This is a genomic window from Aporhodopirellula rubra (assembly GCF_014192335.1).
Classification (GTDB): domain Bacteria; phylum Planctomycetota; class Planctomycetia; order Pirellulales; family Pirellulaceae; genus Rhodopirellula; species Rhodopirellula rubra.
The window spans coordinates 420284-439165 of sequence record NZ_JACHXU010000001.1; the positions used below are offsets into that span (position 1 = coordinate 420284).

12 protein-coding genes are annotated in these 18882 nt (G+C 56.9%); 4 read left to right on the plus strand and 8 right to left on the minus strand.

The window, feature by feature from the left end; genetic code table 11:
* Nucleotides 1–107: 107 nt before the first annotated feature.
* Both FHS27_RS01420 and FHS27_RS01425 read left to right on the plus strand, forming a co-directional pair.
* Complete coding sequence (locus FHS27_RS01420) at nucleotides 108–1550, plus strand: hypothetical protein (RefSeq protein ID WP_184301198.1); 1443 nt, start codon at nucleotides 108–110, stop codon at nucleotides 1548–1550.
* Nucleotides 1551–1601: 51 nt separating this feature from the next.
* Nucleotides 1602–3209 carry a hypothetical protein gene (locus FHS27_RS01425; protein WP_390852385.1) on the plus strand — a complete coding sequence of 536 codons (1608 nt, stop codon included), beginning with the start codon at nucleotides 1602–1604 and terminating at the stop codon, nucleotides 3207–3209.
* A gap of 147 nt (nucleotides 3210–3356) precedes the next feature.
* On the opposite strand, the gene FHS27_RS01430 is transcribed toward FHS27_RS01425, so the two are convergent.
* Together FHS27_RS01430 and FHS27_RS01435 are read right to left on the minus strand one after the other, a co-directional pair.
* Nucleotides 3357–3851: a hypothetical protein gene (locus FHS27_RS01430; protein ID WP_184300689.1), complete on the minus strand. Its 495-nt coding sequence runs from the start codon at nucleotides 3849–3851 to the stop codon at nucleotides 3357–3359.
* 73 nt (nucleotides 3852–3924) lie between these two features.
* Nucleotides 3925–5025 carry a hypothetical protein gene (locus FHS27_RS01435; RefSeq protein ID WP_184300692.1) on the minus strand — a complete coding sequence of 367 codons (1101 nt, stop codon included), beginning with the start codon at nucleotides 5023–5025 and terminating at the stop codon, nucleotides 3925–3927.
* Nucleotides 5026–5521: 496 nt separating this feature from the next.
* Here FHS27_RS01435 and FHS27_RS01440 point away from each other — a divergent pair, with 496 nt between their 5' ends.
* Both FHS27_RS01440 and FHS27_RS01445 read left to right on the plus strand, forming a co-directional pair.
* Nucleotides 5522–6358: a glycerophosphodiester phosphodiesterase gene (locus FHS27_RS01440; protein WP_184300695.1), complete on the plus strand. Its 837-nt coding sequence runs from the start codon at nucleotides 5522–5524 to the stop codon at nucleotides 6356–6358.
* 553 nt (nucleotides 6359–6911) lie between these two features.
* The gene (locus FHS27_RS01445; RefSeq protein ID WP_184300698.1) at nucleotides 6912–8039 is read left to right on the plus strand and encodes a DinB family protein; all 1128 of its coding nucleotides are present in this window, start codon (nucleotides 6912–6914) and stop codon (nucleotides 8037–8039) included.
* 36 nt (nucleotides 8040–8075) lie between these two features.
* On the opposite strand, the gene FHS27_RS01450 is transcribed toward FHS27_RS01445, so the two are convergent.
* From FHS27_RS01450 to FHS27_RS01475, 6 genes are all read right to left on the minus strand, one after another.
* Nucleotides 8076–8966 (minus strand): transglutaminase family protein, encoded by an 891-nt coding sequence (locus FHS27_RS01450; protein ID WP_184300702.1) that lies wholly within the window; start codon nucleotides 8964–8966, stop codon nucleotides 8076–8078.
* A gap of 102 nt (nucleotides 8967–9068) precedes the next feature.
* Nucleotides 9069–11894 (minus strand): circularly permuted type 2 ATP-grasp protein, encoded by a 2826-nt coding sequence (locus FHS27_RS01455; RefSeq protein ID WP_184300705.1) that lies wholly within the window; start codon nucleotides 11892–11894, stop codon nucleotides 9069–9071.
* 113 nt (nucleotides 11895–12007) lie between these two features.
* A complete protein-coding gene (locus FHS27_RS01460) occupies nucleotides 12008–15427 on the minus strand; it encodes a transglutaminase family protein (RefSeq protein WP_184300708.1) in 3420 nt (1139 codons plus the stop codon).
* Nucleotides 15428–15481: 54 nt separating this feature from the next.
* The gene (locus tag FHS27_RS01465; RefSeq protein WP_184300711.1) at nucleotides 15482–16432 is read right to left on the minus strand and encodes an alpha-E domain-containing protein; all 951 of its coding nucleotides are present in this window, start codon (nucleotides 16430–16432) and stop codon (nucleotides 15482–15484) included.
* Between the two features lie 97 nt (nucleotides 16433–16529).
* Entirely contained in the window at nucleotides 16530–18050 is a 1521-nt protein-coding gene (locus FHS27_RS01470) for a circularly permuted type 2 ATP-grasp protein (RefSeq protein ID WP_246418979.1), read from the minus strand.
* A gap of 300 nt (nucleotides 18051–18350) precedes the next feature.
* Complete coding sequence (locus tag FHS27_RS01475) at nucleotides 18351–18752, minus strand: nucleotide pyrophosphohydrolase (protein WP_184300714.1); 402 nt, start codon at nucleotides 18750–18752, stop codon at nucleotides 18351–18353.
* Between the last annotated feature and the right edge of the window lie 130 nt (nucleotides 18753–18882).

Sequence of the window (18882 nt, forward strand, 5' to 3'; positions counted from 1 at the left end):
GATTGAAGCGACCAGCCAAAACCATCATGGCAGTACGACGCATTTACAGCAGAAAGAGGCCTTCTTCGATGATACGTGTCCGACCCCAATGTCTCGTTCGCGGAGTCATGCTTTTCGCCATGATCGCTAGCCCCGCGATCGGTGGAGACTACTTTTTGACCATCGGCGGCGGATATGCCCCATCGGGGAATCAAGCGTCACTCGAACGGAACGTCTTGTTTTCGCAACGCGTCCTCGAGGAAAAGAACATCGGTCTCGACGTGCAGAGCGTTTACTTTGCCGACGGCGATCAACCGCGTCCTGATCTGCAAGTGATCGATCGAAAATCGATCCCGAGGGCAAACCAGTTGATGGCTGAATTCTTCGGCAGCCAAACGGACCTCGGATTGTCTTATCGCAATCACCGTGTGCCACATGTTCGAGGTGCGACGAGCGAAGCAAACCTCCGTCGTTGGTTCAAATCGGTCGGCCCGTCGATGCAAAGCGGTGATCGACTCTTCATCTACGTGACGTCGCATGGCAATAGCAGCAATTCGCGTAACCAGCCTTACAACACCTCGATCTCGTTGTGGAACAATGAACGGCTGGAAGTTGCCGAATTGGTCGAGTTGCTCGATGGGCTGCCCGAAGGTGTCAGTGTCGTCGCGGTGATGGTGCAGTGTCACGCGGGCGGGTTTGCGAGATTCATTTACAACGAAGGCGATCCCGAGCAAGGGCTCTCGACACAGGCACGCTGTGGTTTTTTCGCGACGGTGCACGATCGACCTGCCGCCGGATGCACACCGGATGTGGATGAGTCGACCTATGTCGAATACAGCACGTATTTTTGGGAGGCGATCGCGGGACACAATCGACTGAACCAGCCGGTCGAACTGCCCGACTACAACCGCGACGGCAGAATTTCATTCGACGAAGCCCACGCGTACACGCTTCTCTCGAGCGACACGATCGATTTGCCGATCAACACATCGAGTGAGTTCCTCGGCATCGAAAGCCGATTCCAAAGTGACCAGCATCCTGATTTGTTGCCACGCGATTTGTCGTATGACGAACTACTCGAGTTGGCGACTCCGTCGGATCGTGCCGTGCTCGAAGGGTTGTCGAAACAGCTCGATCTTTCGGGGCAGGACCGATTAGCGCAAGCCGAACGATTGAAGAACGACAGACGCTCGCAGCGACGTGGACGATATCGAGGTCGTCCCGAAGACCCCGCATCGCAGTTGCGGCGAAAGATTGCCGGGAGTCTGAAGTCGCGTTGGCCGGAACTCGCTAATTTGATGAATCCGGTATCGATCGAATTACTAACGACGCGAAGTGATGATTTCGTCCATGCGGTCGAGGTCCATCCTGACTACGAGCGTTTTCGAGAACTCGCTGATGCCGCCTCCACGGAATTGAGTGATCGTGAAAAACGAGTGAAGGTCGAACGGTTCATCCTGGCGGTTGAAAACGTCATCCTTCGCGAGAATCTCGTGCGACTCGGAGATGTCGACACGATTTCTCACTATCAAAGAATCGTCGAGGGTGAGAGTTGCTCGATTGGAGAGTAGAATCTCCTCGGCTTAGCTCTTCGATTCTCACGGTGGAACGGTGGTTTGTTTTTGGATTGGTGGACGGTTTCTCAATTTGCAGCAAAACCCCAGGCCGCAGGTGCTGTCGTCGGTAGCGTGAAGGCCGACGAAGGTTCGAGGGCCGGTCATGCACCGTCGCCCTCGCCGAGTTTGATCGCGAACGCGTCCAAGCCCATCGGGCACACGCGATACGGGTTGTTGGTGTTTGGCGTGATTTGTCAGTTATTGACGATCTGGATCACGTGGCCGCTTTGGCAATCACGTGTCGCACCACCTCACCTGCCCGCACTGGATTTGCCGCAGGTGTCTTTCGGTTGGCTTTTGATTGCTTCGCTCGTGTTGATCGTCGCGAAGCCTCAGTGGGGGCTGCCGTTTCATTGGGGCGTTCTGATCGTGGCGTGTGTGTCGGATCAGTTTCGGTTGCAACCGCAGTTTTTTTCGATCGCCGTTCTGATGACGGCTTGCGTCTGGGATGCGGGCCATCGGGTTGCCCGTTGGACGCTCGTTTCGACTTGGTTGTGGGCCGGGCTTCACAAATTGCTGTCACCGGATTGGTTCGGATACGCTTCGCACTGGCTGGTCGCACGTAGCGGCTTTGACGCGGATTCGTCGTATTGGTGGTTCGCGATGATGGTGGCCGTCGTCGAATTGGTGGTGGGGCTGCTCGCGATTTTTCGGCCCAAGTGGGCGGCACCGGCGTGTCTGGTGATGCATGTTGGAATCGCCTTGATGATTTCGCCGCTTGTGCTGAATTGGAACGAGAGCGTTTTACCGTGGAATATTTCCGTCGCGATGATCGGTTCATGGGTAATGCGGACAACGGAATCGTGGCGACCGATCCTGGGATGGGAGAAAGTGGTGTGCGCGGTTGGCTTGCTCGCACCCATCGGTTTCTACGGCGGGTATTTGGACCACGGATTTTCCGGGGTGCTCTATTCCGGTTCGATACCCCAGGGATTGATCACGACGAAGCAAGGCACGCACCCGATCGAAGGTTGGGGCGAGTTGTGTGTTCCGTTTCCCAAAGAACGACGGACGCTGCGGATCTATTTCGAGCAGTGGGCCCAGCCCGGCGATAAACTGCATCTCGCGGATTCACGTCCGTGGTTGGACGATGCATTTTATGTTTTGGATTCTTCACAACACGCGAGACCGATCGACCGGGATGAGTTCTTCGCGGGCGTTCCCGTGGATAACGGTTTGGAAGAGTCAGGGGTGTCGCCCGAAGGTTCGGTGCCGATCGAAATCAGTGGCGTGGGACTCGACAGTCGGCGATCAAAATTTGAGTTGCAGAAAGCGGGAGTGCGAATGGTTCGTCGATCGGACGACCAACCGATCTACGCGATTGAATTCACTCAAGACACTTTTGACCCGGCGTTGCTCACGCACCTCGAAGGTCTGCCTAATTTGATGCAGATTCAGTTTGCGGGAACGGACATCAAAGACGATGATCTCGCAAAGCTCAAACATCTGCGACTGCTGACGGGGATCGGGCTCGATCGGACGAGAATCACCGACGCAGGAGTCGCCCATCTTAGCGAGCTACCTTTCCTGCAATATGTAGGCTGCGACGAAACCGAAGTTACCCCCGACGTACTCGAGGCTGTTGTCAAAACCCCGTTCTCAGGCCTCGACTAACGCTTAGTGATTTTCTTATTCTTGTTGAAGGCAATCGTTGCAGATCAAACGCTCGGCTCATCGTCGGCGCGCGGGAAAAGCAATGGTGTGCAGGCAAGGCAATGCGGTCCCGATTCTTGTTCGTAGAGTCTGTCGCGAGTTCGATTTTTATACTTGTTTGAACCGCAACGCGTTTTCTGGCAAACGGATTGAAGGGTTGGCTTCTGCTAATGCGGCGTAAAGTTTGGCTCGGTTGAAATGATAGTTTTGGGTGATTCGGATCTTCTCGCCCGACTTCATGTACATCGTGATGGAACTATAGTCGGTGTGCTTTTGGTACGTCTGCTTGATCTCGATAATTTCGCTCACCGGAACCGCAAACGAAGCGTCTTTCGAAAGTGGATCTGCTATTTCGAATCGATCCGCGTTCACCGCCGCTCGGAATGTTCCGTTCTGGACCCAGAAGTAAATGGCGGTCAGTAACAAACCAATCTCAACCAACGGGAACGCGATGTTCACCCAATAGAACAGTTGTTTGCTCGCTTCGGACGGTTCGATGACCTGACGAGCGGCTAGGTACATCGCGAGCAAGATGCCCATGTTGAGCATCAAGATTGCAGCGGTTCGCCGTTGGCGACTTTCGTAAAGAAAGAGTTCACTCACGCTAGCACCGGAATCAAGAGGAGGAGAGCCAATCGTGATCGCCGGGTGATTGAACTCACTGAGTGCCACGGTTTTATTTTTGCCACACGCGAACGCGATGGTTTTCGCTGTCGCCGATAAAGACTGAACCGTCTTTGTCGACGTAGACACCATGAGGACGTGCGAGTCGACACGCCAGCGGATCGTCACCATCGGGGCCATCCCCTTTCGTCCCGTTTCCGACTAGCACTTCGATTGTGCCTTTGTTGACATCGAGATAGCGAATCGAGTGTGATTCCGTGTCCGCGAGATAGACGTTCCCGTCTGCACCGAGGCTAACGCATTTTGGGCCTGAAAGCGTCGCTTTCAAAGCGGGGCCGCCGTTGCCCGTGAACCCTTTCTTGCCCGTTCCCGCGATTCGTGTAAGCGTATTCGCCTTCGGGTCGAGTCGCAGTAATGCGTTTCCTTCTCGGAGTGCGAGATAGCATTTACCGTCGGTGCCAAACGCGAGTGCTCTTGGTCCGTTGAGTGATGATCCGGTGATGGGGGATCCATCGGGCGAGGTTTTTCGTTCGCCCGTGCCACTCCACGTTGAGATCACGCCAGAGGTCATGTCGATCTTGCGAATGCGATGATTCAAAATGTCACAGACGTACAAATCTCCCGCCGCATCGAACGCAAGGCTGTGGGGTTGGTTAAACGTGGCATGGGATGCCGGCCCACCGTCGCCACTAAAACCAGCCACCCCAGTGCCCGCGATTGTGGTGATGACGCGAGTCGCGGCGTCCACACAACGTATGTCGTGATTGCCGAGTTCGACGATGAACAGATTACCATCACGATCCCATGCGAGCTCATAGGGCAAATTCAGTCGAGCCTGATTCGCGGGGCCTCCGTCGCCGGTGTGTCCTTTTCCATGGCCTCCCGCATAGGTCTCGATCGTGCCATCGTCGCGCACGCGGCGGACACGGTGATTGTCGACGTCGCAAAGATACAGCAATCCATCCGGACCGCGAGCAACCGCAAAAACGTTATTCAGCTCTGCCTCGTCGGCGGGCCCATCATCGCCCGAGAATCCTTTGTTTCCCGTGCCGGCGAAAGTCGTCACGGTTGCGGATTGGCACGTTGCGGTGCCCAAGATGCAAAAGGTCAGTATTAGTAAGAAACTCTTCACATCATCTCCAACGTGCAGCATGGTCAAACTTTCAGTAACGCATCAATGAGAACGGCTCCATCAGTCGCCTCGCCGATTTCAATGCTAGCAGAATTGCGATCGGTACAGGGTGGCTCGTGAGGGCTCTCGCGGACCATCGTACTTGAATCTCTTCACGATCTCTTAATCGAATACAGGGAATTCCGTGGTAGGCGGACGGAGGAGGACGCTCTACGCTTATCGAGATTGAAAAAAGTGTGCTGGGGTGGCCTAAGCGGCGAAGTCCAGGCAGGAGACTCGGGAGCGAGAATCGTTGACTAAGCCCGTCCTGCTGACACGCAATTCTTCGCCTTCGGAAAGGGGCCAGGAAAGATAGGCGTGTTGGATGCGGTCGTTTCAGGTCTGCGGTCACGCACGCGAAGTCGATGTGCGGGTAAGCAGTGGTTATCCGTTGGCTGTCGTCGGTTCGCTTTATTTAATCCCTTCATGTGTGTGCAGAACGGCACTCATTTCGAACGCTATCCTCAAAAATCGTACTATGATGCTTCGCTCGTTTACCGCTCTATTCTTCGTGGTTTCGATGTCCATGGGCACTTGTTCAGCACAGTTAATTGTGGCGCACCGAGGGGCTTCTAATGATGCGCCCGAGAATACGCTCGCCTCGTTCGAACTGGCATTCGAGCGAGGTGCCGATGCGATCGAAGGCGACTTCTACCTGACGGCCGATGGCGAAATCGCCTGTATCCACGACAAAACGACCAAACGCGTTGCGCCTGATCAACCTGAACTCGTGGTCGCGGACTCGACGCTCGATCAACTCAGGCTGTTAGATGTGGGGCGTTGGAAAGACGCGAAATACGTCGGTCAGCGAATTCCGACACTCGCCGAAGTCTTGGCCACGGTGCCATCGGGAAAACGTATCTTTGTTGAGATCAAATCCGGTCCGGAAATTGTTCCCACACTGAAGACGCAGTTGGCCTCGTGTGACCTTCAAACGGACCAAATCGTCATCATTGCATTTAGCGAAGCCGTTGTGAAAGCGTGTCGCCAATCGATGCCGCAGTATCAATGCAATTGGTTGACGAGTTTTAAGCGAACCGATGCGCCGGCGTCTTGGAAACCGGAGCAGAAGGATGTCATCGCAAGTTTGACGCGAACAGAGGCAACCGGTCTGGGAGCCCATGGCAACGAAGAAGTTATTGAACGGGAATTTGTCGAGCGTGTTCACGCAGCCGGTTATGAGTTCCATGTTTGGACGATCAACGATTTGGATGCCGCGAGGCGTTTCGTCCGTTTGGGGGTCGATTCTATTACAACCGATCGACCTGGGGTGATACGCAAGTCGCTCACGTCAACTGGTTCTGTTGACGCATGAAACAGATCGCCTCGTGCTCAATGACATTATCTTGCCGCTTCGCATGCTTTTGCGAAATGAGGCGGATTAACTCGCCTGCGTCGCCATGCTGGGTTGGGATTGTTTCGTGTTGCGATTTATCTACAGCCGACTACGTGGGCAAAAAGGTCAACCCTTTTTAATGACGGACTGTTTTTATGGTCACTGGTGCAAGGCATTGGTATGGTTGGTAACGTGGCGTTGGTCGGAGGTGTGATCTCGTCGTTCTGCGTTTTTACACTGATAAAGCTTGAATCTTCGAAGTGAAACGCCTTTCGGAGAGGCTGCGTCGAGAGGCGACGACGATGCCCGCCGATAGTCTTCGCGCTGCTGCGATGTTGGGGGCGTCTCACCTTTAAGCGGACGTGTGTAGAGAGCTACGGTGGTGCCGCAATCACTCCGCTCGGAAAGCGTGTTCCCTGCTGCAGTCCGTCTCGGAAAGGGAAGTGGTATCAACGGTGACTCGCGGTCGGTAAACTCTTGTTGGAAGTTTTTTTGAGACTCATTACTCGAAACCGCTCGGCGAACTACTACGATGAAATTGTTGCTGTTTTGTCCACTGATTGTCTGGATGACCTCGTCGGTCCTTTTCGCGACCGAGGGCGAACCGATAGCGGTGCGTTCGTGGCCTCAAGGGGGCGTTTCGATTGAAAATCAGTGGGGCCTTCAACTCGCGGTCGTGCCATCGGCCAGTGGCGAATTTGCGTCTGCCGAGAATGTCGATCACGTCGTCGCGGTCGGTGGGGATTCTCTGGACCATGTGCTATCGCGACTGCCCAACGAAGCCGAGGTTCGATGGAGTGAGGCAGTGGACGCTCCCAAGCTCGATCCGAACGCGATTTCGGTTCGTTCCATCGATGACCATACGCTTCGAATCGATGTCGACGGCGTGTGTGTGGTTGTCGTGTCGGGTGACGGGACGGGCACGTTCATGGCGACGGAGGCCGACAAACGAGATGTCGACGTGTTGGTGTTGAGTAATGTTGCCGCGGGGAAGATCAACAGCGACCCGATCAAGATGCTCGTGCAGTCGTGGCATCCGATGTTTGTACTTCCACTGGCGATAGCGGAAGGGGAAACGGAGAACCCGAAACGGGCGACCGCGAACACGTTTGCGGTGGCGGCGACAGATGTGCCGAGTGGCAAGCCGACGGCTGTTTTGATCAGTCAAACGCCGTGGGAGATGCCTGGTGACCTCGCCGACCTGTTTGAAAAAATGGAACAGGCATGTAGCGAATCTCAGGACGTGTTCGCGGAACTCTCGGTTGAGCAGTTGAATTTCAAACCGGAAAACGGGACACACACGCCGCGCTGGAATGTCGAGCATATGATGGGACGGCAGCTGCAATTCTTTTCACAAATCTATCACGCGGTTGATCCGACTATCCCCGTGATGAATCTGAATCCGAAGCAAATGCCGCCGGACTATGAGTTCGCTCATCCCGATTGGGATGGATCCGAGGAGGCACGTCAGATGCAACGGGTGAGTGAGTTTTGTCGTCGGTTTGCTTACCTGCTCGACGGAATGGATGTGAACGCGAAAGCACCCGGTAGCCGTTGGCCATCGTTGCGGTCGCTCCTGATTCAGATGCAGCGGCACTATGGCGAGCACACCGCCAACACGGTTAAGAAATTTGAGTTGCCGGGCTGGCCGCAGTCTTAAGCGAGGCCGCGTGGCCCAGATCGTCTGCAATACGTTTCAGTCCACCGGCAACACGTCGACGCTCACTCTCAAGATCGGTTTGCCGCCGCCCATCACGATCCCACGCATGGGGCTGATGTCGTCGTAGTCGCGGCCCAGGCACATTGGGATGTGGTCGGTGCCGGTGCGGACGGCGTTAGTCGGATCGAAATCGACCCAGCCGATTTCGGAACCCGCGTAGACGCTGATCCACGCGTGTGATTCATCGCTGCCGACGAGACGTGGTTTGCCCTCGGGGGGATACGTTCGGAGATAGCCGCTGACATACCGGGTCGGCAATCCGAGGCTGCGGAGACACGCGATTTGGACGTGTGCAAAGTCTTGGCAAACGCCGGCTTTCATTAAAAACGCGTCTTCCGTGGTCGTGTTCACATCCGTTGCTTGCGTGTCGTAGCGGAAGTCGCTGTGGATGTGTTTGGTCAACGCATCGACCGCCTCAATGATGCTGGTATGCGGTTGCATGATCGCACGAGCGTAGTCGGCAAACTTGGCACTCAGTGCAATCCGGCGGGATGCGAACACAAACTCGCGTGCCTTCCAATCGACTGGTTTGTCCCCTCGGCGAACGATTGCAATCAGGTCAGCCCAGGCTGGAGCTCGCGAGAGGTATTCTGCATCCGGGGTCGAGATGCTGACGCGGCTCGTGACACGGACTCGCAACGCTTGGTGCAACGACTCGATGGCGAAGGAGTCGACGACGTTTCCGTAGTAGTCCGGGTGCCGGTGGATCGACGCGGGCGGCGGATCGATTTCGACTTCACACGAATGGCAAACCAAGTTGGCTTGGTTGCGTGGACGCATTCGAAGTTGGTTTTGGCAAAGCGCCACCGGTTCACTGTAGCGGTACGCTGTCTCGTGGATGATTCGGTAGTTAGCGGTTTGAGTCATCAGGTGCGGAATCGAAAAACAGACGAGCGGACGGAGGGGGGGCAGAATGCCAAGCCGGTGGGCTCCACTGGGGAGCCTACCGCCGGAAAAAAATCGACCGCGTCATGGCAGTTTTGTCGGAGGCTGATTGGGTGGTTGGAACTCGAGCGGTGGCAACGCTTTGGATGGCTCGCCGGTGAGCGACTGCGACACCGATGTGTGGATCAGATATCGAGCTTCGAGTGCATTGGCGAGTTTCGGCATGCCGACGCAAACCTGTTCGAGCAGTACCGCGAGTGCCTCGCGTTCTCGATTAGGGTCACACCGTGAGAGTTTGCCGACGTCGGCGACGAGTAATCTTCGCATGAGGTCGGCGGCAATGCGTTCGTCCGCGCCCAGGCCTACTTGAGAAGCGGACGTTGGTAGTTCCAGCAGCACCTGTTCGATGTCCTGCAATTGGAAACGTAACGAACGCGGGTTGGATTCGTCGGTGACGAGGAGGTCAATCGTTGGTGCGGGTTGGACGAGCGAGAGGTATCGCGAACGATACGTCATGAGGCTGTCGGTGGCATCGAGAATCGCTTCGCATAGGCTGCTCTCGTTTGCTAGTGGCACGGTCATCGTGGCGGCGAGCAGTTCAGCGGTTTGATGGGCCCGTTCAATCCGGCGGCCTAGGAGAACGAATCGCCAACCGTGTGTTCGTGTCAAGCTTTCGGCGGCCAATCCGCTGAACGCGAGCAACAGGGTGATGCAGTGATTAAGTCGTTCGATGGCAGCGATTACGTTTGCGCCCCGCGGTCGACTTTGAACGACGACTTCGTTGTGGAGGCTACGGAGGATTCGGTACGCGTCGAGTGAAATCCGGTCGCGGACGGCCGAAGCGTTTCGCAGCGCGCCGACGGCCGCCGATTGGAAGCCGCGTGAGGTGCCGCAATCAAAAACGCTCGCCGGTAGCATTAGGTCGAGTTGCGGCATCGCGCCGTCGAGGCCTTCGATCGCGTAGTCGGGTTCGAGTTGGCCCATCGCCGCGAGGGCTTTGACTAGTCGTGGCATTTCGGACAGTTCGTCGTACTCGTCTTCGCCGGCCAGACGGGTGAGCGTGGTGCGTAATAATCGGGCGATCGACTCGCACCGTTCGGTGTATCGGCCGAGCCAGAACAGGTGTTCGGCCACGCGGCTGGGCAGTTCCGCACCGCTCCGGCGCAGCCGAATGGTTTCCGACTCCGGTGACAACAGAGTGGCTTCGTGGTCGACCGGTTCTTCGCTGACGATCCAGCAATCCTGGGTCATTTGACCGCTCGTTGGCGATCGACCGAGGAGGTCGGGTTTAGGGCTGACTCGCGCGAGTCCACCCGGCAGGACTTCGATCCCGTCGGCGGTTTGGAGTTGGAACGAGCGTAGGGTCAGATGCCATGGTTGCAGTTTGCCTTCGACCCAAACCGGCGTCAGGCTGTGTGACAAACGTTCTTGACCGACGAACCGATGCGGTTCCGCTTTGATTTGTCGAACCAAGTCGGCCTTCTGCTCGGACGTCATGTATTCCGGGATCGACGGCTTGGCTTCGTTGACCGCGTAGGCGCTGCGGATGATCAGTTTGTCGAGGTTTTCGAGAACAAACCGACACGGTCCCTCATCGCCACACCAGTACGTCGCAACGCTCGGCAGGAGCAGTTCTTCGCCAAGTAGTTTTCTCGCCGATGCGGCCAAGAACGGTAACAATGCTGGCATCTCGGCGAGGGCGGCGCCGATGCCGTTGACAACGGAGACGTGCCCGCCGCGAATGGTTTGCAGTAATCCCGTGCAGCCTTCGAGCGACATGGGGTCGAGTTCCAGTGGGTCGCATTTGCGATCGGACACATGACGCCACAGCACCTCGATCGGAAGCAAACCGCCAAGCGTCTTCAAGTTCAGTCGTTCACCCCGGACGGCGAGGTCGCGGCCTTGCACAAGTGTGTAGCCGAGGTAACGGGCGAGATACGCGTCTTCGAATTCACGGTAGCTGCCGGGCCCGGGGGTCAACAACGCAACGCGTGGATTGTCTCGAGCGCGGGGAGCGAGCGAACGGATATGCCCGCGAAGAGATTCGAAGAAAGGCGCCAGCCGACGAACGTTCGCGCGACGATGCAGGTGCGGCAGTGCGCGACTGAGGACGATGCGGTTTTCCAGGAGGTAACCTAACCCGCTCGGCGCACGCGTGCGGTCGCCGGTCACCCACCAACCTCCGTTGTCGCCACGAACGACGTCAAACGCGGTCACGTGCAGTCGACGGGAGGACGCCTGGCTGCGCATCGCACTGGCTTCGTCCGCCGTGGTTTTGTCGGGGCGGCCGAGTTTGTGGTAAGCGCGATAGAATCGAGGATTGCCCCACACGATTTCGGGCGGGATCACTCGATCGGCGATCAGGTTTTGCGGTCCTAGTAAATCATCCAGAACGGCTTCGAGGACCCGGACCCGCTGGGCGAGACCGTCGGCAAGGCCGAGCCAATCTTTTTCATGGAAGGCGACCGGAACGGCCGCTAATTGCCAGGGGCGTGACGGGTCGACCGGTGTCGCGGGCACTTTGCCGGTGGCCGAGGGTTCGATCGGTCCCGTTCCCAGTGGGCCGCTTCCCAGAACACCGCTAGGCAGTGCTCCGTTGGCTCCGGCGGCGACGCCCTGAGGGCCCGTTGTCAGCGGATTGGTTACGTTTGACGGGGCGTTGAGGTAGTCATCGCCGGGAGAGGGTTTTTGATTGGCGTCGACCTGAAAAGTCAGCCCGTTTTCGCGAATGAGCTGCTCGATTTGCAGCGATCGTTCATCCAAACCGGTGGCGCCGATCCGGTTCAGGGTGCCTTCGATGGTGGCCCAATGGGGGCGTATGACGCCGTTGGCATCGCGGCATTCGTCGAAACGGCCAGCCGGTTTTTCATAACTGGCTAGCGACAATTGGGCTGCGATGGTAGTCGACAATGTCGTCAGGGCTCCTGTTTGAGTGCCGATAGGAAAGAGGCGGTGCGATTTCGCTCCGCCCTGTCCTACGATCGACTACCCGCCTTGAGCACGCCGATACGTGAGTCGACATTTTAGAGCCGACGCAAATCCATGGTAACCGGGTACGGCTCCGAACCGACCACGGGCGGTAAATTAGGGACGGCGATTTCGCCACCCGTCATCGTGAACGCGTCAAATCTCGCCGCACGACGGGATTCCGCCTCTTTGGCATTGATCGGGAAGTTGTCACTGCATACCCCACCTGGGTGGACGGCGTGGTAGGTGCATCCGCCGACACTGCGCCGTGCCTTCAGGTCTACCAAATCGAACTGCAGCGGTGTGTGGATTCCGATCGTCGGGTGTAGGCATCGCGGCGGTTGCCAGGCGCGGTATTTTACGCCCGCAACGCCCTGGCCGGTCACACCGGTTTTGTGAAGCGGCACACGATGGCCGAAGCACGTCACGGCATAACGTCCCGGATCCATTCCCTCGACCAAAATTTGCATCCGTTCGAGCGACGAGTCGACGAACCTCGCGGTGCCACCCGAGCCGGGTTCCTCGCCCATGACGTACCACGGTTCGATGGCACTGCGGAGTTCCATTCGCACGCCATCGACGACCAGTTCTCCCATCAACGGGAAGCGGAATTCGTGATGCGGGGCATACCAATCCGACTTCACCGGCGATTCCAATCGCTGCAGTTCGCCCGTCAGATCCTTGAGATCCTGCCAGACAAAGTATGGCAAGAGGTATCGGTCATAGAGCATTGGTCCCCACTGGATCAGAGGCTCTTTGTACGGTTTGTCCCAGAACGCGGCGACGACGGCGCGGATCAAGAGTTGTTGCGACAAGCTCATCTGTGCGTGCGGAGGCATTTCAAAACCTCGCAGTTCGACCAAGCCTAAACGCCCGGTCGAGCTGTCGGGCGAATACATTTTGTCGATGCAGATTTCTGCACGGTGCGTGTTGCCTGTCGTGTCGACGAGCAGGTCTCGGAACAGGCGATCGACGATCCACGGAGGAACGTCGGCTCCTTCGGGAGGTAGCTGTGCGAGCGCGATTTCCATCTCGTACACCGAGTCACTGCGGGCTTCGTCCATCCGCGGTGCTTGGCTGGTCGGACCGATGAATTTGCCGCTGAATAGATACGACATCGCCGGGTGGTTGTGCCAGAACCGGATCAGGCTGCCGAGCAAATGAGGGCGCCGCAGGAACGGGCTGTCGGTCGGTTTAGCGCTTCCCATCACGACATGGTTGCCGCCACCGGTTCCGGTGTGGTGACCGTCGAGGTCGAATTTTTCGGTTCCGAGTCGTGACAGGCGAGCTTCTTCGTAGAGAGTTTCGGTCAACGTGACCAATGACCGCCAGGTTGCCGACGGTTGCGTGTTGACTTCGATCACGCCCGGGTCCGGTGTGACTTTGAAGTAGTCGATTCGGTCGTCCGGTGGTGGCAAGTAACCTTCGACGACGACCGGTAGATCGGTCAGCGCACAGGTTTCTTCGACGGCCGAGATGAGATCGAGGTAATCTTCGAGGCGTTGGGCGGGCGGCATGAAAACGTGCAGTCGTCCGAACCGAGCTTCCACGCAGAGTGCGGTGTGAACGATGTCGTTGTGGGTGGGCAAATCATCTTCATCGACATCGTCGAGAGTTTGTTCATTGACCGCCAAAGCCGCCGATTCGGAAGGTCCTCCGAGTCGCCCGCCGTCACCACCGGTGGTGCCGCCTTGGCGTGCCGCGACGTAGCTTTCCATTCCACGCGGCGTGCCACCGGATGCGCCGGGGCCACGGTAGGGAGCAGGCAGAGGGCTGTGTTGGATCGTCGGATCCAGAGGGGTGGTGTAGAACGGCGCGGTGCTGAACGAATCGGATGGCAGCGTGTCGAGGGGAAGTCGAAGTCCGATCGGTGACTCACCGGGGATGAGGTAAATCTTTTCGCTGCGGACCGGCCATCTTCCGCCCATCCATCCTGGTTTGGCTTGCCACCACGCACGACGAAGGGGCAACACGTAGCCGACGGGCGTTCCGAGTCCGTGGCCGAACGTCCGCATCAACATCGCCCGTTCGTTCGGGTCTTTCAGACGCGGATCGGCGGGATCGATGTCGACGGGCAGGCGGTCTTCTTTCCAGAGGTAGTGGAAAATATCCTCGTGGACGGGAAACGTCATCTTGGCGCTGATGTTCAGTTCCCGCGAAAGGGTTCTGATAAATCGCCGGGCGTCCTCGTGAGTGTGTTTGTAGTCGCGACCCTCGTCGGCTAGCCATTTTTCATCGTTCCAAATGGGTTGGCCGTCACGACGCCATAGGCAGGTCAACGCCCAACGAGGCAATTGTTCGCCGGGATACCATTTGCCTTGCCCGTAGTGCAGCAGACTGCCTTTGGCGATTTGGTCCGTGTCGGCGAGTTTCTCGCGGAATCGTTTCAGCAGGACGTTGCTGAGCACGCGTTTGTCTTCGCCGACCGCGTCGGTGTTCCACTGCGGGTGATCCATGTCATCGATGGATACAAACGTCGGTTCGCCGCCCATTGTGAGTCGGACGTCGCCTTCGTTGAGTTTCTTGTCGATTTCATCACCGGCGACGAGAACTTCGTTCCACGTTGTTTCGGTGTAGGGTTTGGTGACCCGCGGGTCTTCGTGGACGCGGGTCACTTTCATGACGTGTTCGAACGTCACTTCACACGGTTCGTGGCCACCGGTGATCGGGGCGGCGCCCGAATAGGATGGCGTGCACGCGAGCGGGATGTGGCCTTCACCGGCGAGCAACCCGCTCGTTGGGTCCAGTCCGACCCAACCGGCACCTGGCAGATAAACTTCCGTCCAAGCGTGAAGGTCGCAGAAATCTTCCGTCGGACCGGAAGGCCCGTCGAGCGATTCTTGATCCGAGGCGAGTTGAATCAGATATCCCGACACAAACCGTGCCGCTAATCCCATGTGCCGGAACGTGTCGACCAACATCCATGCCGAATCGCGGCACGATCCGCTGCACAGCGTCAGTGTTTCTTCGGGAGATTGCACGCCCGGTTCGAGCCGGATCTTGTAATCAATCTTTTGCTGCGCCGCGCGGTTAATATCGACGATGAAATCGATGGTCCGCTCGTTGGATTGAGGCAGGGATTTGATCCATGCGTCGAGTGCGGGTGTCAGTTCGCCCGGTTCCAAATACGATGCCAACTGTCGTTTGGTGTCGTCGTCGTATTCGAACGGAAACTCGCCGGCCTCTTCGTCGACGAAAAATTCGAAAGGGTTGATCACCGTCATGTCGGCAACCAAGTCGACTGTGACGCATAAGTGATTGACGGGTTTCTCGAAAATCAATCGTGCGATCGGGTTTGCGAACGGGTCTTGTTGCCAGTTCACAAAGTGCTCGCTCGGAGAAACCGTTAACTGGTATGACTGGATCGGTGTGCGACCGTGATAGGCCGGACGTAAACGTACCAATTGCGGCCCGACCATGATCGGACGGTCGTACTCGTAAGAGGTCTTGTGATGCAGCGCGACGCGAATCGTCATAAAGAAACCAGGAGATAATCAGGAGGAAGGAACCGGCGTCCGTGAAAGCTCTTGTTACGCTGAAATCGGAGCTTGGAAATAATCTTCGGCGAGCGTGTTGCCGATGTCGTTGAGTTCTCGTTGCAAAAGGTCCACGAATTCGTGCATCCCTCCGGCGAGAACTTCTTCGACTTGGGTGTGCGCCAAACGGTGTTTGAGGGCGTCCACTTTTTCGCTTGATTTGCTGGACGATTGGTTGCAGGACGCTTGGTCGATTTCGCCGAGCGACCATCCGGCCGAGGCAACGCATCGGTGAACGCTGCGCGGGAACGTTCGATTGAACAGGAAGAAGCCGACCACGTTCGGAATGTCGATTTCGTGGTAGTCACGTCGGTAGGCTTCGAATCCGCTGATCGCGAGCAAGAGTGCGGACCACTGCATGTCATCGATCGCGGTGCCGACATGCTCGACCGAAGGCAGCAAGTTGAAGTATTTCACGTCGAGGATGCGTGAGGTTTTGTCGGCACGTTCGAGCATCCGACCAACGTTGGCAAAGTGCCAGGCGCTGTCCTGGGCCATCGTGCTTTCGAGGACGCCGCTCCACAGCAATGTTTGTTGGCGGATCTCGTCAAAGAACTTGCTCGTCCGGTCGAGTGACTCGTTGCGAGAGGCTTCGTGGACGAAGAGATAGAACTCGTTGATTTGTTCGAAGGCTTCCGAAGAAAGCTTTTCACGAACGCCACGCGCGTTTTCACGTGCCGCTCGCAGGCATGTCAACATCGAGTTGGGGTACTCTTCGTCGAAGGCCAGGAAGTTGACAACGTTTTCCTGGTTGGGGGCCCCGTATTTTTCCTTGAACCATTCTTCGTCGCCGGTCACTCGAACCAGTGGTTCCCAGGGGTCAACCAAGTTTTCAGGTTGATCCAGGATCAGGTGAAGCGTGACTTCGAGGAACCGCGCAAGGTTTTCAGCCCGCTCGATTTGGCGGCTCATCCAATAAACCGATTCGGCAACGCGTGAGAGCATGTTTGAAGACAGGAGTTAAGGAGGGAGAGTTTGAAATCGTGCGTGGACTCGCACTCACGACGGAAAAGGGATACCGCAAGCCAACCGTGGCGTCGTTTTAGGGACGCGCGACGATTTGCCCTGGGCTGGCAACCACCCAAGTGTCTTTGCTGCCGCCGCCTTGCGACGAGTTCACTACGAGTGACCCTTTCTTCAACGCCACTCGCGTCAGTCCGCCTGGCAATACCCAGACATCGTCCGGACCTTCGCAAAGGATATAGGGGCGAAGGTCGACGTGACGCCCCTCGAGCGACTCGCCCGTCATCGTCGGCACTCGGGAGAGTTGCAGCGTCGGTTGAGCGACATAGTTACGCGGGTTCTCGCGAATCTTTTCGGCGAACTCGGCACGCTGTTCGTTGGTTGCGTGCGGCCCGATTAGGATTCCGTAACCGCCTGATTCTCCCGCAGCCTTGACGACTAATTCGTCGAGGTGTTCGAGTACGTATTTGCGGTCGTCGTCACGTTGGCACAGATACGTCGGGACATTGTTGAGGATCGGTTCCTCGCCGAGGTAGTACCGAATCATTTCAGGCACGAACGCGTAAACGACCTTGTCGTCGGCGACGCCGGTTCCCGGTGCATTGGCTAACGCGACGTTGCCGGCTCGATAGGCTCGCATCAATCCGGGAACGCCGAGCACCGATTTCTTGTTGAAAACTTCCGGGTCTAGGAACGTGTCGTCGACGCGGCGGTAAATGACGTCGACCTGTTGTCTTCCGTCGGTTGTCAGCATGAAAACGTGGTCGTTTTCGACCAACAGGTCTCGCCCTTCGACGAGTTCGACGCCCATTTGGTGAGCGAGGAAGGAGTGTTCGTAGTAGGCGCTGTTGTAAACGCCCGGCGTGAGCACGACCACGGTCGGGTTCAGCATGTCATTCGGGGCCATCCGCCTCAGCATCTGATAGAGCCGTGCGGGATAGTCGTTGACGGGCCGGACGCTCGAGTCGGCAAATGCGCGAGGGAAGTTCTTCTTCATCACGGCGCGATTTTGCAAGACGTACGACACGCCCGACGGGCAGCGCAGGTTGTCTTCGAGCACGAACACCGAGCCTTCGTTATCACGAACCAAGTCCGTCCCGGTGATGTGGCACCAAACGCCGGCAGGCGGTTTCAGGCCAACGCACTGCGGAAGATATTGTGGGCAGGAGTCGACGATGTTCGCCGGGATCAAACCTTCGTTGATGATTTGTCGGTCGTTGTAAACGTCATCGAGGAATCGGTTCAGGGCGCGAATCCGCTGTTTCAAACCCAGTTCCACGTCAGACCAAACCGAGGCTGAAATGATGCGCGGGATGATATCGAAGGGCATGATTTTTTCAGTGCCCTCGGCGTCGCTGTAAACCGTGAACGTGATCCCCATTTGATACAGGGAGCGTTCGATCGCACGTTGACGACGAATGAGTTCGCCCGCGGGAAGCCGGTTAAGAAGGTCGACTAACGCCACCGAGTCGGGGCGAGCGACACTGTCTGCACAAACGACCTCGTCGTAAAAACCTTCCGGTTGATAGTCGTTCAGCCTTGGGTAATTGGCCGAAGTTGAATTGGTGTCCGTCATTTGTGACTGCGACTGAGATTGCATAGAGGTATCCATCTCTCGCGTCTGTCAGTCCGCCTCTGACAACGTGGAAGTTTTCGTGTGATAAGAGCGCATAGTGTATCGCAATCAGTGGCAGAAAACACTTTTTCGTATGGAATGTTTGCCAATGCGGCCCCGTTTGCCGCAATTCGGTATTTTCGGTAGCCAGAATCGCCACGGGGATGTGACGAAGGCAGTGTTGGCACCACTCCGCGTTCACGAACAATGGTCAAGATTTGAGCGAAAACCGACCGTATTCTCGATGGGGCAGCGAATGAACGTGCCGGAGTTGGCGATGTGTTTTTAGCTCCCCGATTGGTTATCCCGCGAGAATTTGTTGCCTTCAACCGGGTATTTTTCGGCGTTTCGGATCATTTTTGCCTTTAGCGTTGTCGCCAAATCGATGTCGAGTTTGCTGGCGATGGCCAGCAAATAGGCCAGGCAGTCGGCGACTTCTTCCCCGACGGCGACGCGGCTTTCCGGATCGTCCATCACGCGGAGCGACTCTTCGGGTGTGAGCCACTGGAAATGTTCCATCAACTCCGCCGTTTCGATGGCCAATGACATGGCGAGGTTCTTGGGGGTGTGGAACCGATGCCAATCTCGCTCAGCAACAAATGTTCCGACAACCTGTTTCAGTTCGGTGACGGACGTTTGGTCATCGGTTTTGGGAGCGTCGGAGTCCGTGGGGAGTGCGTTGTTCATTGAAGCGTCCTGCGATTTTAATTTGGGAAGATGTGCGGGTTGTGGGATCGATGGCGATCGTTTGCGTGATTTTGAATGAACCGATCGCGATCAGGTCGGGGCGAATCCCTCGGCGGAGCCGGTTGGTTTG